The organism is Glycomyces tritici, from assembly GCF_030403505.1.
This window is the reverse complement of the sequence record NZ_JAUEMJ010000002.1, coordinates 184513-209025: the sequence shown is the minus strand read 5'-3', so window position 1 is coordinate 209025 and position 24513 is coordinate 184513. Positions and strand designations below refer to the sequence as shown.

Sequence of the window (24513 nt, the reverse complement as noted above, 5' to 3'; positions counted from 1 at the left end):
AAGCCGTGTCACCGCGGCGGCAGGAACGAACTCGGGGATACTTGACTTATGGGTGTGGCAGCAGTGCAGGCGGGCAAGTCCGACCGCAGTGAATTGGACCTCGTGATCGTCACCGGCATCTCCGGAGGCGGGCGCTCGACCGTGGCGCGCGCGCTGGAGAACGTCGGCTACTACGTCATCGACAACCTCCCCGAATCGCTCGTCGGCCAGGCCGCCGAGCTGGCCGCGGCCGGGGGAGAAGAGGTGCGGCGCACCGCGATGGTCCTCGACGTGCGCTCGCGCGCGTTCATGACCGACCTCGTGGGCGTCATCGAGGACCTCCGCAAGGGCGGCTTCAAACCCCACCTCGTGTTCGTCGACGCGGACGACGACATCATCATCCGCCGCTTCGAGAAGGTCCGCCGCGCCCACCCGCTCCAGGGCGACGGCATGCTCGCCGACGGCATCGCCGCCGAGCGCCGCATCCTCGAACCGGCCCGCGGCTCCGCCGACACCCTGTTCGACACCACGCACCTCAACGAGAACCAGCTGCGGTCGCGCGTCGAGGAGGCCTTCCTCGCGCCCTCCACCCCCGGACTCCAGTTCACCTGCATGTCATTCGGGTTCAAGTACGGCATCCCGCGCGATGCGGACTACGTGGCCGACGTAAGATTCCTTCCCAACCCGTACTGGGTTCCCACCCTGCGCGAGCACACCGGGATCGACCAGGACGTCTCCGACTACGTCCTCGGCCAGGACGGCGCCGAGGAATTCGTCGCCGCCTACGCCTCCCTGCTGCTCGGCACCACCCAAGGGTTCGAGCGGGAAGGCAAGCGCTACATGACGATCGCCATCGGCTGCACCGGAGGCAAGCACCGCTCCGTCGCCATCGCCGAATCCCTGGCGAAGCGCCTCAACGCCGCCGGCTTCCCCGCAGGCACCCACCACCGCGACCGGGGCAACGAGTGACCGACGCGCCCAGAGGACCCGCCCAGGCCACGGCCCACGCGGGTCCCCCGGACGCCCCGCCCTGCCCCGAGCGCCGCACCCCCCAGTGCCATATCTCCAAGGTGACCGCATGACCAGAGTCGTCGCGTTCGGCGGCGGGCGGGGCCTGTCGGCCGCACTCCGCGCCCTCTCCAGGCTCGACCTCGACCTCACGGCCGTGGTCACCGTGGCCGACGACGGCGGCTCCACCGGCGACATCCGCGCCACCAGACCGGTCCTGCCCCCCGGCGACCTGCGCAAAGCCCTCATCGCCACCGCCGGCCCCGACGAGTCCGAGACCGCCCGGCTCTTCTCCCACCGCTTCGGCGGCCAGGACTTCCTCACCGGCCACCCCGTCGGCAACGTCGTCCTCACCGGCCTCCTGGAACTCCACGCCAACCCCGTGGACGCCCTCGACGCCGCCGCCCGCCTCCTGGGCTCCCGCGCCCGCGTCCTGCCCATGGCCTGCACCCCGCTCGACATCGAGGCCGACCTCTTCGAAGGCGACGGCACCCGCACCATCGTCGGCCAGCACGACATCGCCGTCGCCGACGGCAGCGTCAAGGAGGTGCGCCTCCTCCCCGCGGGCGCCACCGCCTGCCCCGAGGCCCTCGAAGCCGTCGCCGCCGCCGACTGGCACGTCTTCGGCCCCGGCTCCTGGTACACCTCCGTCATCCCGCACCTCCTCCTCCCCGACCTCCGCGAGGCCATCGGCGCCGCCCACGCCCGGCGGATCGTCGTGCTCAACCTCTCCGAAGAGAAGGAGACGGACGGTCTCACCCTCGCCGGTCACGTCGACACGCTGCGCCGATACGCCGAAGGTGTCCGGTTTCACTACGTCGTCTCAGGCGATACCCGAACCCTTGCCGATCCCGGATCGTTGAACAGTGCGGCACAATCGTTGGAGGCCCAGCTGGTCGCGGCGGACCTCGCCGCTGACGGTGTGACGCACGACGTCGCCGCGCTGGCTGCCGTATTGGGAAACCTGCTGGTCGAAGATGGTGGTTAACGAATGGCGATGACCTCGGAGGTCAAGGACGAACTCAGTCGCATCGAGGTGACGAAGTCCTGCTGCCAGCGCGCCGAACTGGGCGCGCTGTTCCGCTTCGCAGGAGGCCTCCACCTCGTCGGCCAGGGCAACGTCGTCGTCGAGGCGGAGGTGGACGCCGGCAACGTCGCCCGCCGCGCCAAGCGCATGATCGACCACCTCTACCACTACGAGTCCGAGATCCACGTGCTCGTGGCCGCCGGGCTGCGCCGCAACAACCACTACCTGCTGCGCGTCATGGCCGACGGCCAGGCCTTCTCCAAGCAGATCGGCCTCACCGACCAGCGCGGCTACCCCGTCCGCGGGCTGCCCAACCACGTCGTCGGCGCCTACCCGTGCTGCGCCGAGGCCGCCTGGCGCGGGTCCTTCCTCGCCCGCGGCTCGCTCACCGAGCCCGGCCGCTCCTCCTCCCTCGAAGTGACCTGCCCCGGCCCCGAATCGGCACTCGCGCTCGTCGGCGCCGCCCGCCGCCTCGGCATCGCCGCCAAGTCCCGCGACGTGCGCGGCGTCGACCGCGTCGTCATCCGCGACGGCGACGCCATCGGCGAACTCCTCACCCGCCTCGGCGCCCACTCCTCGGTCCTGACCTGGGAGGAGCGCCGCGTCCGCCGCGAAGTGCGCGCCACCGCCAACCGCCTCGCCAACTTCGACGACGCCAACCTGCGCCGCTCCGCCCGCGCCGCCGTCGCCGCCGCCGCGAAGGTCACCCGCGCCCTCGAAGTCCTCGGCGACGACGTCCCCGAGCACCTCGCCTCGGCCGGGCGCCTGCGCCTGGACCACCGCCAGGCCTCGCTCGAGGAGCTCGGCGCCCTCGCCGACCCGCCGCTGACGAAGGACGCCATCGCCGGGCGCATCCGCCGCCTCATCAACATGGCCACCAAGCGCGCCCAGGAGCACGGCATCCCCGGCCCCGACGACGTTGTGGCCGAAGAGGAAATGCTCGTCGCCTGAACCGCGCGCGACCTGCCCGCCCTTTGGCGCGGCAACGCGGACGGACGGCCGATCACCGGCTACGCTTAACCGCGATGTCACACCCCTGTTCCGGGTGTGACATGATCGGGGGGAGCCGGCCGCGACAGGTTCAGGAACCGCAGCGGTAGGGTCAAGAAGTGCTCGGCGACGAGGCCGAACAGCGATCTGTTCCACCGTCGCTATTCGGCTGAACGGATCGCGTACGAGACCGCTCCCGGTCTCAGTCAGTTATTCGATCCTGTTCAAGCGAGGAGATGGCCAAGTGACCATCCGTGTGGGCGTCAACGGCTTCGGCCGAATCGGGCGCAACTTCTTCCGGGCGGTTCTCGCCTCTGGTGCCGATGTCGAAATCGTCGCCTTCAACGACCTCGGCGACCTCAACACGATCGCCAACCTGCTCAAGTACGACTCGATCCTCGGCCGCCTGCCGTACGAGGTCAAGATCGGCGACGGTGAGCTCACCGTCAACGGCAAGACCATCAAGGCGTTCAGCGAGCGCGACCCGAAGAACCTCCCCTGGGGCGAGGTCGGCGCGGACGTCGTCATCGAGTCCACCGGCTTCTTCACCGACGGCACGAAGGCCTCGGCCCACCTCGAAGGCGGCGCCAAGAAGGTCATCATCTCCGCTCCGGCGAAGAACGAGGACGTCACCATCGTGATGGGCGTCAACCACGAGAACTACGACGCCGAGAAGCACAACATCATCTCGAACGCGTCCTGCACCACCAACTGCCTGGCCCCGATGGCCAAGGTCCTGAACGAGTCCGTGGGCATCGAGAAGGGTCTGATGACCACGATCCACGCCTACACCCAGGACCAGAACCTCCAGGACGGCCCGCACAGCGACCCGCGTCGCGCCCGCGCCGCCGCCCTGAACGTCGTGCCCACCACCACCGGCGCCGCCAAGGCCGTCGGCGTGGTGCTGCCCGAGCTCAACGGCAAGCTCGACGGCTACTCGCTGCGCGTCCCGGTCCCGACCGGCTCGATCACCGACCTCACCTTCGAGGCCTCCCGCGAGGTCACGGCCGAAGAGGTCAACGCCGCGCTCAAGGCCGCCGCCGAGGGCCCCCTCAAGGGCATCCTCTACTACACCGAGGACCCGATCGTCTCCAAGGACATCGAGGGCGACCCGCACTCGTGCATCATCGACGGCCTCCTGACCAAGGTCATCGGCAACCAGGTCAAGGTCTTCGGCTGGTACGACAACGAGTGGGGCTTCTCGAACCGCCTCGTCGACCTCGTCAAGCTGGTCGGCTAGCAGCCTGATGAAGACGCTCGACGAACTCCTGCAGGAGGGCGTCAACGGTCGGCGCGTACTCGTACGCGCCGACCTCAACGTCCCTCTCGACGGGAAGAACATCACCGACGACGGCCGCATCCGCGCCGTCGCGCCCACCGTCAAGGCGCTGGCCGAAGCCGGCGCGCGCGTCGTGGTGTGCTCGCACCTGGGCCGCCCCAAGGGCGAGCCCGACCCCGCCTTCTCGCTGGCCCCCGTGGCCCAGCGCCTCGGCGAGGTCCTCGGCCGCGAGGTCGCCTTCGCGACCGACACCGTCGGGACGGACGCCGAGAACAAGGCCGTCGCCCAGGGCGACGGCGGCGTCCTGCTGCTGGAGAACCTGCGTTTCAACAAGGGTGAGACCAGCAAGGACGACACCCAGCGGGCCGAGTTCGCCGGCCAGCTGGCCGCGTTCGGCGACGTGTACGTGGACGACGCCTTCGGCGCCGTGCACCGCAAGCACGCCTCCGTGTACGACGTCGCGCAGCTGCTCCCGCACTACGCGGGCTGGCTCATCGCCAAAGAGGTCGAGGTCCTCTCGAAGCTCACCGGCAAGCCCGAGCAGCCGTACGTCGTCATCCTCGGCGGCGCGAAGGTCTCCGACAAGCTCGCGGTCATCGACAACCTGCTCGACAAGGTCGACACACTCATCGTCGGCGGCGGCATGATGTTCACCTTCCTCGCCGCCCAGGGCTACGAGGTCGGCTCCTCGCTGCTCGAGAAGGACCAGATCGAGGTCTGCAAGACCTACCTCGAGCGCGCGAAGGAACTCGGCGTCGAACTGCTGCTGCCGGTCGACACGACCACCGCGGCCGAGTTCGCCGCCGACGCCGAGCCGCTCACCGTGGGCGTGGACGCGATCCCGGCCGACCGCATGGGCCTGGACATCGGCCCCGAGTCCGCGAAGCTCTTCGCGGACCGGATCGCCGGCGCCAAGACCGTGTTCTGGAACGGCCCCATGGGCGTGTTCGAGTTCCCCGACTACGCCGCCGGCACCAAGACCGTCGCGCAGGCGCTCGTGGACTCCGAGGCGTTCTCGGTGGTCGGCGGCGGCGACTCCGCCGCCGCGGTCCGCACCCTCGGCCTGCCCGAGGACGGATTCGGCCACATCTCGACCGGCGGAGGGGCGAGCCTCGAGTACCTCGAAGGCAAGACCCTGCCCGGCCTGGACGCACTGGAGAATTGAAGATGACTGAGACCCGCAAGCCGCTCATCGCCGGCAACTGGAAGATGAACCTCAACCACCTCGAAGCGATCGCACTGGTGCAGAAGCTGGCCTTCAGCCTCACCCGCGAGCAGCTCGAAGCGGTCGAGACCGTCGTCCTCCCGCCGTTCGTCGACATCCGCAGCGTGCAGACGCTGGTCGACGGCGACAAGCTCACCATCGGCTTCGGCGCGCAGGACCTGTCGGCGCACCCGTCCGGTGCCTACACCGGCGAGATCGCCGGCTCGATGCTCGCGAAGCTGGGCTGCTCCTACGTGGCCGTCGGCCACTCCGAGCGCCGCCAGTACCACGAAGAGGGCGACGAACTGGTGGCCGCCAAGGTCCGCCAGGCCCTCAACAACGGCATCAGCCCGATCCTCTGCGTCGGCGAGGCCCTGGACGTGCGCGAGGCGGGCAACCACATCGCGCACTCCGTCAGCCAGCTCATCGCGGCGGTCGACGGCCTCACCGAGGAAGAGCTCGCCAAGGTCGTCGTGGCCTACGAGCCCGTCTGGGCGATCGGCACGGGCCGCACGGCCAGCGCCGAGGACGCCCAGGAGGTCATCGGGGCCCTGCGCCAGGCGCTCGCCGAGAAGTTCGGCGCGGTCGCGGAGCGGGTCCGGATCCTCTACGGCGGTTCGGTCAAGTCCTCGAACGTCGCTCAGATCATGGGCAAGCCCGACATCGACGGCGCCCTCGTGGGCGGCGCGAGCCTCGACGCCGAAGAGTTCGCCAAGATCGTGCGCTTCCCGGAGCACGCGGGGGCGTAGGGAACGTGTGTTCAGCCCGGAGCACGCCAGTGCGTAGGGAACGTGTGCTCAGTCCGGAGCATGCGGGGGCGTAGTACCAAGACGTGTGCAGTGCCCGAGCTGAGCACTGCACGCCGCAGACAGGGCCGCCGCACAGCGTTGTGCGGCGGCTCCTTGCGTTTCCGGGGCCTGGGGCGCATGGCAGAGTTACAAGCCAAACCGCTAGACTCAGCCGTGGCCCGCGCCCCATAACGGGCCAGAATTGCTGAGAGGACACCCGATCACCGATGATGACGGTTCTGAGTTACACCCTGATGATCCTGCTGCTGCTCTCCAGCGCGGTCCTGATCCTCATGGTGCTGCTGCACAAGGGCAAGGGCGGCGGCCTGTCGAGCATGTTCGGCGGCGGCATGTCCTCGGTCGCGTCCGGTTCCTCGGTGGCGGAGAAGAACCTCACCCGGATCACGATCGGCGTCGGTGTCATCTGGTTCGCGTGCATCGTGGCCTTCGGCCTCCTGCTGCGCACTGTCGTTTAGCAACACCGCTGTTCAGCAATGCTGCCGTCCAGCAGCACGGTCGTCTGAGACCATCGCTGTCCGGCAGCACCGCCGTCTGCGACGGCCCCATACTTCGAAGCGGCCCGCCCGAGCACTGCTCGGGCGGGCCGCTTCGCGCTCCCGGCAGGTACAACTGAGTCATGGGTTTTCACGACGGCGCCTGGATCGGGAGGCGCGCCGCGCGCCGCTTGGCCGAGCTGGGCCGATTCGGGATCCTGCCGGGGCTCACGGACGCTGAGTTCGCCCGCATCGAGGGCGAGTTCGGGATCGAGTTCGCCGACGACCACCGCGCGTTCCTGGCCGCAGGGATGCCGATGGGTCCCGGGGGATGGCCGGACTGGCGCGCAGGCGATCCGAAAGCGCTTCGGCGGCGTCTGGAGTGGCCGGTCGAAGGGCTGCTGTTCGACGTCGAGCACTGCGGGTTCTGGGTCGAGGACTGGGGCGAGCGTCCGGGCACCACGGCCGATGCGCTCGCCGTCGCCGGGCGGCACCTGGCTGCGGTGCCGAAGATGATCCCCGTGTACAGCCACCGGTATCTGCCTTCGGGCCGGGGGAACTGGGGCCATCCTGTCCTGTCCGTCCACCAGTCGGACATCATCGTCTACGGGGTCGATCTGCTCGACTACGTCGGCAGGGAGTTTGCCCCCGAGCAGGCGGGGGCCGGCCCCGATGCCCAGTCGGCGGTGCCTTTCTGGAAGGACGTGCTGGACGCGAACAACGATCCCCAAGCGTCGTACCCGTTGCGGCTCAGCGGCTGACGGACGGCCCATCGCCGCGGCCCGCCAACGCCGTGGGCTGCGATGTGGTTCTCCTAGGGACGGACCGATTCCCATGGGGCCGTGCGTGAGTGCACGGCTCCTGCCTTTAAGTGAAACCATTTCGCCGTAGTCTTTACAGTGTGTGCTTTGCGTCATAGAATTGCTGAGGGCGGTGCCCCAGCCGCTCCGACCGGTGACTCCACGGCGACGCTCAAGGGGAGTCGCGGTCCCTTCCCGCAGACTCCTCGCTCAGCCGTGTCCGGTCGACATCCACAGAAGATCCCCCGTCTGTGAGGAGCGATCACACATATGTCCAACGGACAGGCCATCCGAGGCACTCGCATAGGCGCCACCGCGGGCCTCCACTCGGAACGCGGCGAGCCGGTGCCGCGGCAGCACGTCAAGTACTGGTGCGCCAGGGGACACGAGACTGCACTGTCGTTCGCGCTCTACGTCGAGGTCCCGACCGAATGGGACTGCACCTGCTGCGGCTGGCCGGCCAGCCCCGACCAGGACAACCCACCGGAGCGCCGAAGCGCCAAGCCGTACAAGTCCCACCTCACCTACGTGCGCGAGCGCCGCAGCGACGAAGAGGCCGAAGACCTCCTCGCCGAAGCCCTCGCCGCCAGGGCCGCCGCCCGAGGCGAGCGCTCGCTCTACTGAGCAGCCCGGCGGTCCGCACCGCAAGGTTGGACGATGCGCCGCCGGCACGACGAAGGGCCCGGATCGCGCATCCCATGGGAAATGGGATGCGCGATCCGGGCCCTTGCGCTCGCTCAGAACTCCAGGTGCTTCAGCTGCGAAGCCGCGTCCTTGTCGATGAGCCACCTGGTGTGGCCCACCGCCTTCACGCGGCCCGCCGGAAGCTCGCCCTTCGACAGGGACTCGTCGACCGCCTCGGCCTTGCCCTCGCCCGAGGCGATGATCCAGGCCGCCGTGGCGGCGTTGATCGTCGACATCGTCAGCGAGACCCGCTCGGACGGCGGCTTGGGGGAGTTGCGCACCCCCACCGCCGAGCCCGAGGCCTCCAGCGCCGGGTTGCCGGGGAACAGGGACGCCACGTGGCCGTCCTCGCCGATGCCCAGGAGCAGCAGGTCGAACGCCGGAGCGCCCTCGCCGCCCGCGGCCTTCGCCAGCTCCTCGCGGTACAGGACCGCCGCGTCCTCAGGCGTCTCCACCGCGTCCGCGGCCGCCATCGGGTGCACGCGCTCCGGGTCCACCGGCAGGTGGTCCAGGAACGCCTCGCGCGCCTGCGTCTCGTTCCGCTCCGGGTCGCCGGACGGCAGGAACCGCTCGTCGCCCCACCAGAAGTCGACCTTCGACCAGTCCACGACCGTGCGGATCGGCGAGCCCAGGATGTTCTGGTACACCTTCGCTGCGATCCGCCCGCCCGTGAGGACGATCGACGCCTCGCCGCGATGCGCCTGCGCGTCCGCCAGCCGGTTGAGCAGCCGCGCCGCCACCGCCTCCGCGAGCACGTCGGCGTCGTTGTGGACGATCACCGCACCGGTACGGCTCATGCGCTCGCCCGCTCGCCGGCGTTCTCGCGGATGGTCTCGAGGACCCTCCGGTACGCCGTGTCGGGGTCGATGTGCCGCAGCTCCTCGGCCAGCAGCTGGCCGAGCGTGCGCCCCTGCAGCGTCTGGCGGCGCTTCGGCAGCCCCGCCTGGCGCAGCACGGTGGTGCCGTCGGCCTTCCGCTCGACCTCCATGGTCTCGCCCCCGGCCATCGTGAACGCCACGGAGGCGATCGCGGGCAGGTGCTCGGAGTTGCGCACCACCGGGGTGTCGACGATCTCCGGCGCGACGCCCAGGCGCGTGTGCAGCCACGCGGCCATGAGCTGCGCCGACGGGTCGTCGTCGTCGGCCTTGACGGTGATCTTCTCGACCGCGTGGGTCACCCCGTCGAAGGCGCTGGCGATGAGCGAGCGCCACAGGCTGATGCGGGTCCAGCAGATGTCGGTGTCGCCCGAGACGTAGGTCTCGGCGCGGCGGTGGAGCGACTGCACGGGGTCGTTCGCGCGGGCCGAGTACGTGATGCGGCGGTCGGCGAAGCTGCGCAGCTCCTGCTCCAGTCCGTACCGGACCGGGTCCAGGAGCCACCAGGTGACCACCGGGACGTCGGAAGCCAGCATCGGCAGCACGATCGAGCTGAGGTGCGCGGCGGCGGGGCCGTCGAGCCGCAGGATGATCGCCTCGGCGGAGCCGAGCCGTTCGCCCACGGTCACTTCGGCGTCGATGCGCGGCTCTTTGGCGTCCAGGTCGCGCGGGATCGCCATGATGAGCCGGTACGGGTGCTCCTGCGCGGCGAACGAGGCGGCCTTCTCGACCTCCTCGCGCTCGTCCTCAGTGGTCAGCGCGACCAGGTTGAGGGCGAGGCCCGAGGCGCCGCCCACCTCGTGCAGCAGCTTCGTCAGCGACTTCATGATGTCGCCGGTGGTGGTGTCCTTCAGATGCACGTCCAGACTCCCCTTCTAGGCCCGGCGCCAGCGGCGGCCGGACGATTGCAGCATGAGATCGGCGCCCTGGGGGCCCCAGGTCCCGGACTCGTACGGTTCGGGCTTGGTGCCCTCCCAGAACTCCTCGAGCGGGTCCACGACGGCCCAGGAGGCGTCGACCTCCTGCGCGTCGGGGAACAGGGTCTTGTCTCCCAGGAGCACGTCCAGGATGAGCCGCTCGTACGCCTCGGGGCTGGACTCGGTGAAGGTCTCGCCGTAGCCGAAGCCCATCGAGATGTCCCGCAGCTCCATGCCGGTGCCGGGGACCTTCGAGCCGAACTTCACCGTGATGCCCTCGTCCGGCTGGACGCGGATGACCAGCTGGTTGTGGCCGAGCGTCTTGGTGTCGTAGTCGGCGAAGGGCATGTGCGGGGCCTCCTTGAAGACCACCGCGATCTCGGTGACCCGCTTGGGGAGCCGCTTGCCAGTGCGCAGGTAGAACGGGACGCCGTTCCAGCGCCGGTTCTGGATGCCGAGCTGGACCGCCGCGTACGTCTCGGTGGTCGAGGTCTGCGGGATGTTGTCCTCGGCGAGGTAGCCCTTGACGGGCCGGCCCTGGACCCAGCCGTCCGCGTACTGGCCGCGGATGGCGGTGGCCTCGAGGTCGTCGTGGAGCTTGATGGCCCGCAGGACCTTCAGCTTCTCGGTGCGGATCTCCTCGGCCTCGAACCCGTTGGGCTGCTCCATGGCCGCGATGGCCAGGAGCTGCAGCACGTGGTTCTGGAGGACGTCGCGGGCCGCGCCGTTGTCGTCGTAGAACCCGGCCCGGGAGCCGATGCCGACGTCCTCGGCCATGGTGATCTGGACGTGGTCGACGTAGTTGGAGTTCCAGATCGGCTCGAACATGGCGTTCGCGAAGCGCAGCGCGAAGATGTTCTGCACCGTCTCCTTGCCGAGGTAGTGGTCGATGCGGAACACGTCGTTCGCGGTGAACACCTCGTCGACGAGGTGGTTCAGCTCGGCCGCGGAGGCGCGGTCCTCGCCGAACGGCTTCTCGACCACGACGCGGCGCCAGCCGCCGCCGTCCTGGCGGTTGTCCGACATGCCGGTGCGCTTGAGCTGCTTCAGCACCTGGGGGAACGCCAGCGGCGGGATCGAGAAGTAGAACGCCGCGTTGCCGACGATGCCGTGCGTCTCGCGCAGCTCGTCAACGGTGGCGTCGAGGCGGTTGAAGGCCTCGTCGTCGTCGAACGTGCCGGGCACGAACTTGAAGCTGCCGGCCAGGCGGGCCCAGACCTCTTCGCGCCACGGGGTGCGGGCGTGCGACTTGGCGGCCTCGCGGGCCATCTCCTCGAACGTCTCGTCGCCCCAGTCTCGGCGGGCGAACCCGACGATCACGAACGACGCCGGGAGCAGGCCCCGGTTGGCGAGGTCGTAGACCGCCGGGATCAGCTTCTTCTTCGCGAGGTCGCCGGTGACGCCGAAGATCACCAGGGCGCAGGGCTCGGGGATCCGCGGGAGCCGCCGGTCGGCGGGGTCGCGGAGCGGGTTGGTGGTGTGCAGGGTCTCGCCCATCTAGCTCAGCTCCCTCACGGCGTGAAGGATCTGGTTGACGCCGCGCTTGCGGTCGGTCAGGTGCAGGCGCACGAGCGGGCGCTCGCGCGACTCGAGGGCCTGGCGGTCCCCGGCGGCCTGCGCGGCCTGGAGCCCGGCGAACGTGTAGTCGCGGCCCGGGATCTCGAGGTCCTGCTCGACCTCGCCGGTGAGCTGCAGGAACACGCCGGTCTGGCGGCCGCCCTTGTGGAACTGGCCCGTGGAGTGCAGGAACCGCGGTCCCCAGCCCCACGTGACGGGCGCGCCCGTGCGGTCGGCCAGCTCGGCCCGGAGCTTCGCCACGTCGGCGTCGTCGATCCGGTCCAGGTAGGCGAGGACCGCGATGTAGGCGTGCTCGCTGTCGGCGTCGGTGAGGAGCTCGCCGAGCGCGCCGGCGACCGTGGTCGAGTGCGAGCCGTAGATCTCCACCGCGCCGTCGACGGCGTGCGGACGCTCGTCCGGGAGGCCGTCGGCGAGGATGCGGTTGGTGTTGTTCTTCGACTCGGTGACGTTCGGCTGGTTGAACGGGTCGATGCCGATCAGGTAGCCGGCGTAGGCGGTCGCGAGCTCCCATGCGAGGAACTGCGCGCCCAGGGGGCCGTTGACGACCACGTCGGGCATCGCCAGCGCCGAACCGGAGGTCGGCAGGCCCGTCGAGGAGCCCCCGACGGTGGCGTACACGCGGTCGGAGCCGCGGGCGCCCGCCGCGGCGGGACCTTCGAGGACGACCGGGAGCGTGCCCTTGCCGTCCTTGCCGAGGGACTCGGCGATGAGCTGCTCGGCCCAGTCGCCCAGGCCCACGACGCCGGTGCCGTCGTCGGCGATGGTGATCGTCGGCTTGGCCGCGATGACCGCGCCGAGCACGACCGCCGGGTCGTCGTCCTCGCTGCCGATGGTGGCGGCGAAGGCCTCGGCCTGCTCGATGAGCTCGGCGACGTCGGCGCCCGCGAGCGCGGTCGGGACGAGCCCGAACGCGGTGAGCGCCGAGTAGCGCCCGCCCACGGTGGCGTCGGCGAGGAACAGGTGCGAGCCCTGCTTCGTCGCCAGCTCCTCGAGAGCGGAGCCGGGGTCGGTGACGAACACGAAGCGGCCCGCGTGCTCGGTGATCCCGATGGCCTCGAAGGCCTTCTCGAAGGCGCGGCGCTGGGAGTCGGTCTCCACGGTGGAGCCGGACTTGGAGGAGACGACGACGGCGGTGCGCCGCAGCGAGTCCTCGCCGAGCTCGGCCAGGATCTGGCCGGGGTCGGTGGTGTCGAGGATGCTGATCCCCAGGTCCAGGGTGCGGGAGATGACCTCGGGGGCGAGCGAGGAGCCGCCCATGCCCGCGAGGGCGATGTGGTCGATTCCCTGCTCGTTCAGTTCGGCGCGGAGCTTCGCGAGCGGTGCGAGGAGCTCCTTCGACTTGACGAAGGTGTCGACCCAGCCGAGCCTGATCGCGGCTTCCTCTTCGGCCTCGGGACCCCACAGGGTGGCGTCCTTGGCGGCGACCTTGGCCGGGACGCCCTCGGACCGGAGCCGCTCGACGGCCGCGTTCACGTCGACGCCGGTCGTTACGGCCAGGCCTCCGGCGGCTTCCATCTTGCCCATCACATCGCTCACTTCTGTGCTCCGCTTTCTACAACCGTGCTCTCGCCGAGCTTCGATTCGATCTGCCCCAGGAGCTGCTTCCAGCTGACGATGAACTTCTCGACGCCCTCGTCCTCGAGCACCTGCACGACGTCGTCGTAGTCGACGCCGACGCGCTCCAGCTCGAGCATGAGGGTGGCCGCGTCCGCATAGGACGGGCGGATGGTGTCCTGTTCGACCTCGCCGTGGTCGGCGAAGTCCTGCATGGTGCCCTCGGGCATGGTGTTGACCGTGCCGGGGGCGATGAGGTCCTCGACGTACATGACGTCGCGGTAGTCCGGGCTCTTGACCGAAGTGGACGCCCACAGCGGGCGCTGCGGGACGGCCCCGGCGGCGGCGAGGGACTCCCAGCGCGCGGACGCGAAGGCGTTCTCGAACTCCTGGTACGCCAAGCGGGCGTTCGCGATCGCGGCCTTGCCCTTGAGGGCGAGGGCCTTGTCGGACCCGATGCCGTCGAGCCGCTTGTCGATCTCGGAGTCCACACGGGACACGAAGAAGGAGGCGACGGAGCGGATCTGCGACAGGTCGTGCCCGGCGGCCTTGGCGGACTCCAGGCCCGCCATGTACGCGTCCATGACCTCGCGGTAGCGCTGCAGCGAGAAGATCAGCGTCACGTTGACGCTGATGCCCGCCGCGATCGCGGCCGTGATGGCGGGGAGCCCGGCCCGGGTCGCGGGGATCTTGATCATCGTGTTCGGCCGGTCGACGGCCCACCACAGGGCCTTGGCCTCGGCGATGGTCGCCTGCGTCTCGTGGGCGAGGCGCGGGTCGACCTCGATGGACACGCGGCCGTCCTGGCCCCCGGTGGTCTCGAAGACCGGGGCCAGGACGTCCGCCGCCCAGCGGATGTCGAAGGTGGTGATGGCGCGAGCGGCCTCGTCGACGCTCACTCCGCGGACCGCGAGGTCCGCGATCTGCTCGTCGTAGGCGTTGCCCTTGGCCAGGGCCGCCGCGAAAATGGACGGGTTCGAGGTGACGCCCGAGACGGACGACCCGGCGATGAGGTCCTTCAGATTGCCCGTCTCCAGGCGTTCACGCGAGATGTCGTCCAACCAGACGGACACCCCCGCCGCCGACAGTCCGGCAAGGTTCTCGTTCGCGCTCATCGGTGCTCCTCCAGCTTTCCAGCTAGTTCTTCGACGTTGCTACTGCTGTGCCTTCTTGATGGAGGAGCGGGCCGCGTCAGCCACGGCGCCGGCGGTGATGCCGAACTCCTCGTACAGCTTCTCGAACGGCGCGGAGGCACCGAAGTGTTCCAGGGAGACGCTGACTCCTGCGTCACCGACGAGGTCGCGCCAGGACAGGCCGATGCCCGCCTCGACCGACACGCGGGCCTTGACCGCCTTGGGCAGCACCGATTCCCGGTAGTCCTCGTCCTGCTCGTCGAACCACTCGATCGACGGCACGGAGACGACGCGGGCCTTGACGCCCTCGGACGCCAGGCTCTCGGCGGCCTGGACGGCCAGCTGCACCTCGGAGCCGGAGCCCATGATGATCACGTCGGGGGTGCCCTCGGTGTCCAGGAGCGTGTACGCGCCCTTCGCGGCGCCCTCGGCCGAAGCGAACTTCGTGCGGTCCCACACCGGGATGTTCTGGCGGGTCAGCGCCAGCGCGGCCGGGCGGTCGGTCTTGCCCAGCAGGGTCTTCCAGACCACGGCGGTCTCGTTCGCGTCGCCGGGGCGGATGACGTCCAGGCCCGGGATGGCGCGCAGGGAGGCCAGGTGCTCCACCGGCTGGTGGGTCGGGCCGTCCTCGCCGAGGCCGATCGAGTCGTGCGTCCACACGTAGACCACGGGGGTCTTCATGAGGGCCGCGAGGCGGACCGCGCCGCGCATGTAGTCGGAGAACACGAGGAACGTGCCGCCGTACGGGCGGGTCGGGCCGTGGAGCTTGATGCCGTTGAGGATCGTGCCCATCGCGAACTCGCGGATGCCGAAGTGGAGGGTGCGGCCGTACGGGTTGCCCGGGTAGGCCTTCGTCTGGCGCGAGAGCGGCAGGAACGACGGCTCGCCGTCCATCGTGGTGTTGTTCGAGCCCGCGAGGTCGGCCGAGCCGCCCCACAGCTCGGGCAGGACCGGCGCGAGCGCCGAGAGGACCTTGCCGGAGGCCGAGCGGGTGGCGACGCCCTTGGCGGACGGCTCGAACACCGGGAACGCGTCCTCGAAGCCCTCGGGGAACTCGCCCGCCCACAGGCGCTCGTGCAGGGCCTTGTTCGCGGGGTTCGCGGCGGCCCAGTTGTTGAAGTCGGTCTCCCACGCGGAGCGCAGGTCCTGGCCGCGGCGGATCGAGCCGCGGGTGTACTCCAGGACGTCCTCGGGGACGTTGAAGGACACGGCCGGGTCGAAGCCGAGCAGCTCCTTGGTCGCGGCGATCTCCTCGGCGCCCAGGGCGGAGCCGTGCGCGGCGTAGGAGTTCTGCTTCTTCGGGGCGGGCCAGCCGATGATGGTCTTCAGGCGGATCAGCGAGGGCTTGTCGGTGACCTTCTTGGCCTTCTCGATCGCCTCGAAGAGGGCCTTCGGGTCCTCCTCGTACTCGTCACCGGACTTCCAGTCGACGGTCTGGACGTGCCAGCCGTACGCCTCGTAGCGCTTGGCGACGTCCTCGCCGAGGGCGATCTTGGTGTCGTCCTCGATGGAGATCTCGTTGTCGTCGTAGACGACGACGAGGTTGCCCAACTCCTGCACGCCCGCGATCGCGGAGGCCTCGTGCGTCACGCCCTCCTCGATGTCGCCGTCGGACGCGATCACGTACACGTGGTGGTCGAACAGGCTCTCGCCCACGGCCGGCTCGGGGTCGAACAGGCCGCGCTCGCGGCGGGCGGCCATCGCCATGCCCACGGCGGTCGCCAGGCCCTGGCCGAGCGGCCCGGTGGTGGTCTCAACGCCTGCGGTGTGCCCCACCTCGGGGTGGCCCGGGGTCAGGGACCCCCACTGGCGCAGGTTCTGCAGGTCCTCAAGCTCCAGGCCGTAGCCCTGGAGGTACAGCTGCACGTACAGCGTCAGGCTGGAGTGGCCGCACGAGAGCACGAAGCGGTCGCGGCCTTCCCAGTCGGGGGCGCTCGGGTCGTGCCGCATGACCTTCTGGAACAGGGTGTGCGCGACCGGGGCGAGGCTCATGGCGGTACCGGGGTGGCCGTTGCCGGCCTTCTCCACCGCGTCGGCGGCGAGCAGCCGCGCCGTGTCGACCGCCTTCTGGTCGAGTACGGTCCACTCGAACTGTGCCACTGGGATACTCCTTGATACTCGTCGTATTTGGGCCATTGACGTGTGCCTTCTGACCCTACCTACACAGGGTGAACTTTATGCGCGGTCTCTCGGAGGTCGGAATTCCGCGGCTTGTGAGCCCGCCCACGAGCAAGTCTCCCATCAGGAACGCCCAGGTAGGGGCCCTAGACCCAGGCCCAGGTCACCTCCTCACGGCCCGTATGGTGGGCGGTGATGAACGAGGACCCGACCCGCGCCCTGGCCGACCGCCCCCGGCCCCAGGCCCGCAAGCGAATCGAACTGCCCGCGCCCGGCGACGGGGCCCCGGCCAAGCCGTCCCTCAGGACGCTCATCGGCGCCTACGTCTCGCTGACGAAGCCGCGCATCGTCGAGCTGCTCCTCATCACCACCATCCCGGCGATGCTCGTCGCCGCGCGCATGGAGTACGGCGGCCTGCCCACGCTGAAGGCGGTCCTGGCGACCCTCATCGGCGGCGCCCTCGCGGCCGGCTCCGCGAACGCGATCAACTGCTACATCGACCGCGACATCGACCAGCTCATGGCCCGCACCTCGCGCCGCCCGCTGGCCAAGCACCAGATCCCGCCGCGCAACGCCCTGGTCTTCGGCCTCGTCATCGGCGCCGTCGCGGTCCTCGGCATGGGCCTGCTCGTCAACTGGCTCGCCGCGCTCCTCACCTTCGGCGCCATCGTCTACTACGACGTCGTCTACACGATCTGGCTCAAGCGCACCACCCCGTACAACACGGTGTGGGGCGGCGCGTGCGGCGCGGCCCCCGTGCTCATCGGCTGGGCGGCCGTCACCGGCCACATGTCCTGGATGGCCTGGGTCCTGTTCGCCGTCGTCTTCCTCTGGCAGCCCCCGCACTTCTACGTGCTCGCCATGAAGTTCAAGGACGACTACGCCGCCGCGGGCATCCCGATGCTCCCCGTCGTCGCCCCCGCCAAGCGCGTCGCGATCGAGTCCGTGGTCTACGGCTGGGCGATGCTCGCCGTCTCCATCGTGCCCATGTTCCTCCAGCCCGGCACGACCTGGCTCTACGGCATCGTCGCGCTCGTCTCGGGCGGCCTGTTCGTCCTGGAGTGCCACAAGCTCCTCGGGCGCGTCAACCGCGGCGAGGACCCCAAGCCGATGCGCCTCTTCCACTGGTCGACCAGCTACCTGACGCTGCTGTTCCTCGCGCTGGCGGTCGACTCCTTCCTCATGTAGGGCGTTGTTCGAAGGCCCGGCCGCCGGCCGGGCCTTCGGCGTTTGCGGGGATGTCGCACCGCGGGCCTATCGTCGGGACGACACTCCCTGACGAAGGACCTCGATGACCGATCACGTTGCCCCCCAAGAAGACCAGTTGCAACTGCCGGCGGCCTGGAACGCCAGGCTGCTGCCGTGGCGCGGCCGGCGCGCCGGGAAGCCGTTCACCCCCGCCGACCCCGCCACGTTCGCGGCCCAGCGCCAGAAGATCGCCGCCCGCTACGAGAAGATCCAGGCCGCGCTCGCATTGCCGGAGAACGCGGACTACGCCGCGGACGCCCAGGCGTACCTCGACGGGGAGGCGAACCCGCGCGGGGCCGCCGCCGTCGCGACGCTGATCCTCGACTACGAGGGGCGCTCGCGCGAATCGTGGCTGCGACCCGAGTTCGACCGCTGGCTGCACGAGCACGGCCTGCCCTTCGCGGTCGCCGCGGCCGTCGAGCGCCTCGCGGTCTGCCCGACGACCGGTGGCTACTACGGCGGGGAGGCCATCGCGAAGCGCACCATTTTCGAGCACGACGTGGCCCACCCCGACACGGCCGTGCACGAAATGGACCACGGCGACATCGCCGCCCTCCGCTCCCTCCTCGCGTCCGTCTCCGACGAGGCGTACGCCGAGGTCGTCGCGGCCGTCGCGGGGCACCGCGACTCCGGCGCGAAGCGCATGGCCGCCATGCTCCTGCTCCCCACCGAGACCGACTGGGTCACGGAGGCCTGCGCCGAGTTCGGGCAGAGCCGGGCCTACGCGGGCCGGGCCGACCTGCTCGTCTGGCACGCCACCAGCGACGCCGCCCAGCCGCGCGCCGCGGGCATGCCCATCATCCTGAGCTACTACCGCATGGAGGTCGACGCCGTCGCCGCCGCGCTCGGCGGGCTCGGCACCGAGGCGCTGCCGATCATGCTCGAGACCGACAAGGCCGCGTACCGATACAACGACGACTTCCGCAAGCTCCTGTACCGCGCGATCGCGATGATCCCCAGCGACGAGGCCACCGCGTTCGTATTCGAACGCCTCACCTGGCCGAACGTGTGGGAGGCCGCGAACGAGGCCGTCGCCCGCTTCCCCGTCCGGGCCCTGCGCACCGCGGCCCGCCTCGCCCCCGGCGCCCCCGAGGGCCTGCGCACCTGGCTCACCGCCATCGCGGACCTCGTCGACCCCGCGCACCGCGCCCACCTCGGGGAGGCCGACCGGGAGGCCCTCGCCGACCTCCTCGACACCTCCGGCCGCGCCCCCGCCGCCGCCCCCGAGGACCTCCCGCCGCTGCTCGTCGCCCCGCCGTGGACCCGCAAGCGCCCCAAGGCGACACCCGTGGCCGTCGAAGGCCTCGAGGCGCCCGCTGCCGCGCACTTGTCATGGGAGCCGGGCGAACGGGAGGCCTGGAGCCAGGTCCGCGGATACTACGACCTCGGCGACTACTACTGGAACGACAAGGACACCATCGAACAGGGCGACTGGCGGCTGGCCGCCTTCCTCGCCTACGTCGCGACCGAACGGTCCGAACCGCTCCTGGAGCACTGGGACCCGAGCACGGTCTCCGGCAACGAGCCCCAGCTGCAGCGCCTCCTCGCCCGGTACGGCGAGCGCGTCATCGACCGGGTGCTCGTCTTCCCCGCCACCGAGCACACCTGCCGCGAACTCCCCGGACCGATCCTCAACCTGGCCGCCGCGCGCATCGCGGCCGAACGCCTGACCCGCTTGAAGGGCGCCCGGCCCAGCGCCGTCCGCTGGCTCGACCGGCACGGGCTCGCCGCGGTGCCCTACCTGGTCCCCGACGCGCTCGGCGCCGACAAGAAGCGCCGCCGGTACGCCGAGACCGCGCTGGCGTTCCTCGCCGCGAGCCACGGCAACGCCGCCGTCGCGGCCGAGGCCGCGCCGTTCGGCCCCGAAGCGGCGGCGGCGATCGAGGCGTTCCTCGACGTCGACCCGCTCGAACCGCGCGTCACCGTCCCCAAACCCGGCAGCTGGGCCTCGCCCGCGGTCCTGCCGCAGGTGCTCCTCGAAGGCGGCGAGCGGGCCCTGCCCGCCGCGGCCGTCACGCACCTGGTCACCGTGCTCGCCTTGGGAACCCCGGACTACGCCTACCCCGGCATCGAGCTCGTCGCCGAAGCCTGCGACCGCGCCTCCCTCACCAGGTTCAGCCGGGCCCTGTTCGAGCGGTGGCTCACCGTCGGCGCGCCCTCGAAGGACTCCTGGGCGCTCACGCAGCTCATGCACTTCGCCGACGACGCGACCGTGTGGGACCTCGCCCCGCGCATCCGCGAGTGGCCCGGCCAGAGCCAGCACAAGCGCGCCGTCGTCGGACTGGAAGTCCTCGGCGCTATCGGCACCGAGACGGCGCTGCGCGCCATCCAGACCATCGCCGAGAAGGTGAAGTTCAAGGCGCTCAAGGAGGAGGCGGGCCGCCAGATCACCCGCATCGCCGAGGACCTCGGGTTGAGCCGCGAGCAGCTCGCCGACCGCCTCGTCCCCGACTTCGGGCTCGGCGAGGAGGCCGCGCTCGTCCTCGACTACGGGCCGCGCAAGTTCTTCGTGGCCTTCGACGAGCAGCTCAAACCCTACGTCCGCGACGACGGCGGCTCGCCCCGCAAAGCACTGCCCAAACCCGGTGCGAAGGACGACCCCGAGATCGCCGCCGAGTCCTACCAGCGGTTCAGCGCGTTGAAGAAGGAGATGCGCAGCGTCGCCGCCGACCAGGTGCGCCGCCTCGAGAACGCCATGGTCGCCGGCCGCGACTGGTCCGCGGACGAGTTCCGGCGGTACTTCGTCGAGCACCCGCTCACCGGACACCTGGCGCGCCGCCTCGTCTGGATCGCCGCGAGCGAGGGCACCCGGTTCGGGTTCCGCATCGCCGAGGACGGGACCTTCAGCGACGTCGAGGACGACACCGTCGCACTCGACGCGACCGCGCGCATCACCCTCGCGCACCCCGTCCGCCTCGGCGCCGAGACCGCGGCCTGGGCGGGGGTCCTCGCCGACTACGAGGTGCTGCAGCCCTTCGACCAGCTGAGCCGCCCCGTCATGGCCTTCCACGACGAGGAGCTCGCCACCGGCGCCCTCAAGCGGTTCGAGGGCGCCAAAGTCGACGTGGGCCGCGTGCTCGGCCTGACGCAGCGCGGCTGGAACCGGGCCTCCCCCGAAGACGGCGGCGTCGCCCCCGGCATCGCGTACCCGCTGCCCGGCGGCGGTTTCGTCGTCGTCTCGCTCGACCCCGGCATCTGGGTCGGCGAGGTCGCCGAGGCCCCGGAGCAGACCGTGGTGAGCGTCGGGCTCGACCGGTACGAGCGCTACCAGTGGTCGAACGCCGACGACTTCGCTCGCGAGATCCCCGAGGGCATCGACCCTGTCGTCGCCTCGGAGGTCCTGGCGTCGCTGGCCCGGCTCACCGGCACCGCATAGTGCCTGATTCGTGACGGAACGGGAATGTCGCACCGAATCGCTATCCTCGGCTGCGACATTCCCCGCCGCACGAAGGACCCGGATGACGGCATCGCTTGCACCCCAAGAAGACCAGGCCCACTTCCCGAAGGTCTGGGAACGGCACGTCAAGCCGACCCGCTCCATCGGGAAGCCCCGCAAGGTCACCGCGTCGCCCGAAGCGGGCGGCCGGCTGCTCGCCGAACACGAGACCCGGGCCCGCGCCGTGCTCGACCTCGCGCCCCACGAGCTGCTGCGACCGGCCGGCACCGCCTTCCTCGACGGGGCCGCCGACCCGGTCGGCGCGGCCGTCGCGACCGCCGTCATCTGCCACTACGTGGGCGGCGACCCGGCGACCACCGACTTCATCGAGCAGAAGTCGGCCGCGTCCCGCGACCTGCTCGCCCGCCTCGCCGCCGACCACGGCCTGCCGTTCGCCGCCGAGACCGCCGCGATGCTCTTCACGCTCGACACCGGCCGAGACCGCATCGAGGTCCGCCTGCGCCAGGTGCACCTCAACGACAGCGCCTGGTTCCGCACCGTCCCGGACGGCCTCCTCGCCGACCTCCGCCACCTGATCGCCGCCGCCTCCGACTCCGAGTACACCGCCGTCCGCGACGCGCTCGCCCGCCGCCGCACCAACTCGGCCGAACGGCTCGCGGTGACCCTGCTCGTCCCCGACGAGCGGGCCTGGGCCGACGACGTGTGCGAGGAGCACCTTGACGGCACACCCGCATCGCACCTCACCGAACTGCTGGTCACACAAGCCGTCACCACGTCCGGCCAGCTCGCCGCCCTCGGCCGGCTCCGCATCCCGCCCTACCGCCTCGAGACGCCCGCGCTCGCGAACCTCGTCAAGCGCCTCGGCGCCGCCGCCGCACCGGTGGTGATCGACAGCGTGAAGGACACCCACCCCGTGGCCTGGCGCCGCAGGCTCCACAAGGCACTGGCCGGGCTGCCCTCCGACGAAGCCGCCGGATATCTCGCCGACCGGCTCCACGAACCGGACGTCATGGCCGTCGCGATCGAGTTCGCGGCCCACTACCCGCTGCGGACGCTCCGCGCCGCAGCCGCCCGCCTCCCCGAGGCGGGCCCGGGCCGGCGCCGGCGCCTCACGCAGCTCCTCCACTCCGATCCCGCCGTCGCCGCGGCCGTGCCGGGGCTCGACGACGCGGCGATGAGCACGGTCGGCCCGCTCTTCGCCGCCTCCGACCGAGCGCCGTACGCCGACCCGGCCGAACTGCCGCCGCTGCTCGCCGCCCCGCCGTGGACCGCCAAGCGCGACAGGCGGAAGGACCCCGTCCTCGAAGGACTCGTCCCGCCCCCGATCAACCGGGTCGTCTGGGCCGCCGACGAACGCGAGCGCTTCGGAAAGCGCTTCTACCACTTCGGTGACCGGGACGAGGCAAGCTGGCGCGAGGAGGCCCGGCGCATGGAACTGGGCCGGTTGCCCTCCGATCTCGGCCTGCGGCTGCTGTCGGAAGCGCCGCTTGCGATCGCCGCCCCCGTCGCCGACCGCTGGCGCGCCGGCGCCCCACTCGGCTTCGAAGCGCAATACAAGCTCTATCGCGTCCTCGCCCGCTTCGAGACGGCCGTGTCCTACGAGGTCGCCAGGGCCGCCGCCTTCGACGCCGCCGGCCGCGACGCGGTACGGCCGATCGCGAACCTGCCCGCCGCCCGGTGCATGGCCGACGCCCTCGTACGGCTGAAGTCCTTGCGCACCAATGCCATCGCCTGGCTCGACCGCCATGGCGCCGACGCCGCCGTGCTCCTCGTCCCGGACGCGCTCGGCGCGGACAAGAAGCTGCGCACGAGCGCGACGGCCGCGCTGGCCCACCTCGCGGCCACCCGTGGACCCGGCCTGGTGCGCGACGCCGCGCAGCACTACGGGGATGAAGCCGCCGCCGCCCTCAGCGCCATTGTGGATGCCGATCTGCTCGACCCGGTCGGGGTGAAGATCCCCAAGCAGGTCGCTTGGGCCGCACCGGCACTCCTCCCGCAAGTGCTCCTCGTCGGAGGCGAGCGGGCGCTACCGCCGAAGTCGGTCGAGCATCTGCTCACCGTCCTCGCGATCGACTCGCCGGACCAGCCCTACGTCGGCGTCGCCGCCGTCGCCGAGGCCTGCGACCGCGCCTCACTGAGCCGCTTCTCGCTCGCCCTCTTCGAGCAGTGGCGCAGCGCAGGCGCGCCGACCGCCGAGACCTGGGCACTGCACCAGCTCGCCCACTTCGCCGACGACCACACCGTGCGCACGCTCGCACCGCTCGTCGCGAAATGGCCGGGGGAGAACCAGCACCAGCGGGCCGTCAAGGGCCTCAAGGTACTCGGCGCGATCGGCACCGAGACCGCGATGCGCGCCGTCCAGTCCATCGCCGACAAGGCGAAGTTCGACGCGATCCGGTGGGAGGCGACCGAGCAGATCGAGGCCATCGCCGCGCGGCTCGGCCTCACCGCCGAGCAGCTCGCCGACCGGCTGGTGCCCGACTTCGGGCTCGGCGAGGAGGCCGCGCTCGTCCTCGATTACGGGCCGCGGCAGTTCACCGTGCGCTTCGACGAGCAGCTGAAGCCCTTCGTCCAAGGCGGCGACGGCAAGCCGCGCAAGGCCCTCCCCAAGCCCGGAAAGCACGACGACGCCGCGATCGCCGACGACGCCTACCGGCGCTTCGCCGCGATGAGGAAGGACCTGCGCACCGTCGCCGCCGACCTCGTGAAGCGCCTCGAAGCAGCCATGATCGACGGTCGCCAGTGGACAATGGAGGACTTCCGCGAGTACTGCGTCGAGCACCCGCTCACCGGCAACCTCGCCCGCCGCCTCGTCTGGATCGCCGACCACGACGGCGCCCGCACCGGCTTCCGCATCGCCGAGGACGGCTCCTTCAGCGACATGCACGACGAGACCTTCACGCCTGCACCCGAATCCGCGATCCGCCTCGCCCACCCGGCCCTCCTCGAGGCCGACGAGGCACGGGCCTGGGCGACGCTCCTGGCCGACTATGAGATCCTGCAGCCGTTCGAGCAGCTGAGCCGCCCGGTGCTCGCCTTCACCGAAGACGAGCTCGCCACCGGCCGCCTCACCCGCTTCGAAGGTCGCACCGTGGCCGTCGGCTCCGTCCTCGGGCTCGTCAACCGGGGCTGGACGCGCGCCGAACCCGAGGACGGCGGCGTCGAACCCGGTGTCCTCTACGCCTTCCCCGGCAGCGGCTACCTCGCCGTGGAGCTCGACCCGGGGATTTACGTCGGCTCGGCGAGCGCCTACCCGGACCAGAAGACCGCCAGTGTCTGCCTCTCATTCAACGGCTACTTCGGCTCGCCGCTCTTCCCCGACGGCGAGCCGCTCAGCGACATCGACCCCGTCCTCGCCTCCGAGGCGCTGAGCGGACTCGCCCGCCTCACCCGCAGCGACACCGCCCCGCAAGGCGACCGATGACACTGCGCGCCAGCGC

18 protein-coding genes are annotated in these 24513 nt (G+C 70.8%); 12 read left to right on the top strand and 6 right to left on the bottom strand.

Annotation, left to right across the window (positions count from 1 at the left end; translation table 11 throughout):
* Window positions 1-48: 48 nt before the first annotated feature.
* The 9 genes from rapZ (at window position 49) to QWI33_RS06170 (ending at window position 8193) form a co-directional block, all read left to right on the top strand.
* The gene (gene rapZ / locus QWI33_RS06210; RefSeq protein WP_435367559.1) at window positions 49-948 is read left to right on the top strand and encodes an RNase adapter RapZ; all 900 of its coding nucleotides are present in this window, start codon (window positions 49-51) and stop codon (window positions 946-948) included.
* 109 nt (window positions 949-1057) lie between these two features.
* Window positions 1058-1975, top strand: a complete 918-nt coding sequence (locus QWI33_RS06205; RefSeq protein WP_289955972.1) for a gluconeogenesis factor YvcK family protein — start codon at window positions 1058-1060, stop codon at window positions 1973-1975.
* A 3-nt stretch (window positions 1976-1978) separates the two neighbouring features.
* Window positions 1979-2965, top strand: a complete 987-nt coding sequence (gene whiA, locus QWI33_RS06200; RefSeq protein WP_289955970.1) for a DNA-binding protein WhiA — start codon at window positions 1979-1981, stop codon at window positions 2963-2965.
* A 283-nt stretch (window positions 2966-3248) separates the two neighbouring features.
* The gene (gap, locus tag QWI33_RS06195) at window positions 3249-4244 is read left to right on the top strand and encodes a type I glyceraldehyde-3-phosphate dehydrogenase (protein ID WP_289955968.1); all 996 of its coding nucleotides are present in this window, start codon (window positions 3249-3251) and stop codon (window positions 4242-4244) included.
* 7 nt (window positions 4245-4251) lie between these two features.
* Window positions 4252-5448: a phosphoglycerate kinase gene (locus QWI33_RS06190; RefSeq protein WP_289955966.1), complete on the top strand. Its 1197-nt coding sequence runs from the start codon at window positions 4252-4254 to the stop codon at window positions 5446-5448.
* Between the two features lie 2 nt (window positions 5449-5450).
* A complete protein-coding gene (gene tpiA / locus QWI33_RS06185; RefSeq protein WP_289955964.1) occupies window positions 5451-6236 on the top strand; it encodes a triose-phosphate isomerase in 786 nt (261 codons plus the stop codon).
* A 266-nt stretch (window positions 6237-6502) separates the two neighbouring features.
* Complete coding sequence (gene secG / locus QWI33_RS06180; protein ID WP_344472935.1) at window positions 6503-6751, top strand: preprotein translocase subunit SecG; 249 nt, start codon at window positions 6503-6505, stop codon at window positions 6749-6751.
* Between the two features lie 161 nt (window positions 6752-6912).
* Window positions 6913-7530: a hypothetical protein gene (locus tag QWI33_RS06175; protein ID WP_289955958.1), complete on the top strand. Its 618-nt coding sequence runs from the start codon at window positions 6913-6915 to the stop codon at window positions 7528-7530.
* A 309-nt stretch (window positions 7531-7839) separates the two neighbouring features.
* Window positions 7840-8193: an RNA polymerase-binding protein RbpA gene (locus QWI33_RS06170; protein ID WP_289955957.1), complete on the top strand. Its 354-nt coding sequence runs from the start codon at window positions 7840-7842 to the stop codon at window positions 8191-8193.
* 113 nt (window positions 8194-8306) lie between these two features.
* On the opposite strand, the gene pgl is transcribed toward QWI33_RS06170, so the two are convergent.
* From pgl to tkt, 6 genes are read right to left on the bottom strand one after another with little or no spacing between them, the layout of a single operon-like run.
* Entirely contained in the window at window positions 8307-9050 is a 744-nt protein-coding gene (gene pgl, locus QWI33_RS06165) for a 6-phosphogluconolactonase (protein WP_289955955.1), read from the bottom strand.
* Window positions 9047-9988: a glucose-6-phosphate dehydrogenase assembly protein OpcA gene (locus tag QWI33_RS06160; protein ID WP_289955954.1), complete on the bottom strand. Its 942-nt coding sequence runs from the start codon at window positions 9986-9988 to the stop codon at window positions 9047-9049. Before QWI33_RS06160 ends, pgl begins: the two co-directional genes overlap by 4 nt.
* Before the next feature lie 15 nt (window positions 9989-10003).
* Window positions 10004-11542, bottom strand: coding sequence for a glucose-6-phosphate dehydrogenase (gene zwf, locus QWI33_RS06155; protein WP_289955952.1), 1539 nt, complete (start codon window positions 11540-11542; stop codon window positions 10004-10006).
* Window positions 11543-13159: a phosphoglucose isomerase-related protein gene (locus QWI33_RS06150; RefSeq protein WP_289955951.1), complete on the bottom strand. Its 1617-nt coding sequence runs from the start codon at window positions 13157-13159 to the stop codon at window positions 11543-11545.
* A complete protein-coding gene (tal, locus tag QWI33_RS06145; protein WP_289955949.1) occupies window positions 13156-14292 on the bottom strand; it encodes a transaldolase in 1137 nt (378 codons plus the stop codon). The genes QWI33_RS06150 and tal overlap by 4 nt, the downstream gene beginning before the upstream one ends.
* Window positions 14293-14331: 39 nt before the next feature.
* Window positions 14332-16446, bottom strand: coding sequence for a transketolase (gene tkt / locus QWI33_RS06140; RefSeq protein WP_353895405.1), 2115 nt, complete (start codon window positions 16444-16446; stop codon window positions 14332-14334).
* 177 nt (window positions 16447-16623) lie between these two features.
* Here tkt and QWI33_RS06135 point away from each other — a divergent pair, with 177 nt between their 5' ends.
* The 3 genes from QWI33_RS06135 to QWI33_RS06125 all read left to right on the top strand — a co-directional run bounded on the left by QWI33_RS06135 (window position 16624) and on the right by QWI33_RS06125 (window position 24497).
* Window positions 16624-17616, top strand: a complete 993-nt coding sequence (locus tag QWI33_RS06135; RefSeq protein WP_289955946.1) for a heme o synthase — start codon at window positions 16624-16626, stop codon at window positions 17614-17616.
* 103 nt (window positions 17617-17719) lie between these two features.
* Window positions 17720-21052 carry a DUF4132 domain-containing protein gene (locus QWI33_RS06130; protein ID WP_289955945.1) on the top strand — a complete coding sequence of 1111 codons (3333 nt, stop codon included), beginning with the start codon at window positions 17720-17722 and terminating at the stop codon, window positions 21050-21052.
* Window positions 21053-21134: 82 nt separating this feature from the next.
* The gene (locus QWI33_RS06125; RefSeq protein ID WP_289955943.1) at window positions 21135-24497 is read left to right on the top strand and encodes a DUF4132 domain-containing protein; all 3363 of its coding nucleotides are present in this window, start codon (window positions 21135-21137) and stop codon (window positions 24495-24497) included.
* The last annotated feature ends 16 nt before the right edge of the window (window positions 24498-24513 follow it).

Coding starts and splice junctions, on each gene's coding strand:
- rapZ (WP_435367559.1), top strand. CDS start 49: ATGGGTGTGGCAGCAGTGCAGGCGGGCAAGTCCGACCGCAGTGAATTG.
- QWI33_RS06205 (WP_289955972.1), top strand. CDS start 1,058: ATGACCAGAGTCGTCGCGTTCGGCGGCGGGCGGGGCCTGTCGGCCGCA.
- whiA (WP_289955970.1), top strand. CDS start 1,979: ATGGCGATGACCTCGGAGGTCAAGGACGAACTCAGTCGCATCGAGGTG.
- QWI33_RS06190 (WP_289955966.1), top strand. CDS start 4,252: ATGAAGACGCTCGACGAACTCCTGCAGGAGGGCGTCAACGGTCGGCGC.
- tpiA (WP_289955964.1), top strand. CDS start 5,451: ATGACTGAGACCCGCAAGCCGCTCATCGCCGGCAACTGGAAGATGAAC.
- secG (WP_344472935.1), top strand. CDS start 6,503: ATGATGACGGTTCTGAGTTACACCCTGATGATCCTGCTGCTGCTCTCC.
- QWI33_RS06175 (WP_289955958.1), top strand. CDS start 6,913: ATGGGTTTTCACGACGGCGCCTGGATCGGGAGGCGCGCCGCGCGCCGC.
- QWI33_RS06170 (WP_289955957.1), top strand. CDS start 7,840: ATGTCCAACGGACAGGCCATCCGAGGCACTCGCATAGGCGCCACCGCG.
- pgl (WP_289955955.1), bottom strand. CDS start 9,050: ATGAGCCGTACCGGTGCGGTGATCGTCCACAACGACGCCGACGTGCTC.
- zwf (WP_289955952.1), bottom strand. CDS start 11,542: ATGGGCGAGACCCTGCACACCACCAACCCGCTCCGCGACCCCGCCGAC.
- tal (WP_289955949.1), bottom strand. CDS start 14,292: ATGAGCGCGAACGAGAACCTTGCCGGACTGTCGGCGGCGGGGGTGTCC.
- tkt (WP_353895405.1), bottom strand. CDS start 16,446: ATGGCCCAAATACGACGAGTATCAAGGAGTATCCCAGTGGCACAGTTC.
- QWI33_RS06135 (WP_289955946.1), top strand. CDS start 16,624: ATGAACGAGGACCCGACCCGCGCCCTGGCCGACCGCCCCCGGCCCCAG.
- QWI33_RS06130 (WP_289955945.1), top strand. CDS start 17,720: ATGACCGATCACGTTGCCCCCCAAGAAGACCAGTTGCAACTGCCGGCG.
- QWI33_RS06125 (WP_289955943.1), top strand. CDS start 21,135: ATGACGGCATCGCTTGCACCCCAAGAAGACCAGGCCCACTTCCCGAAG.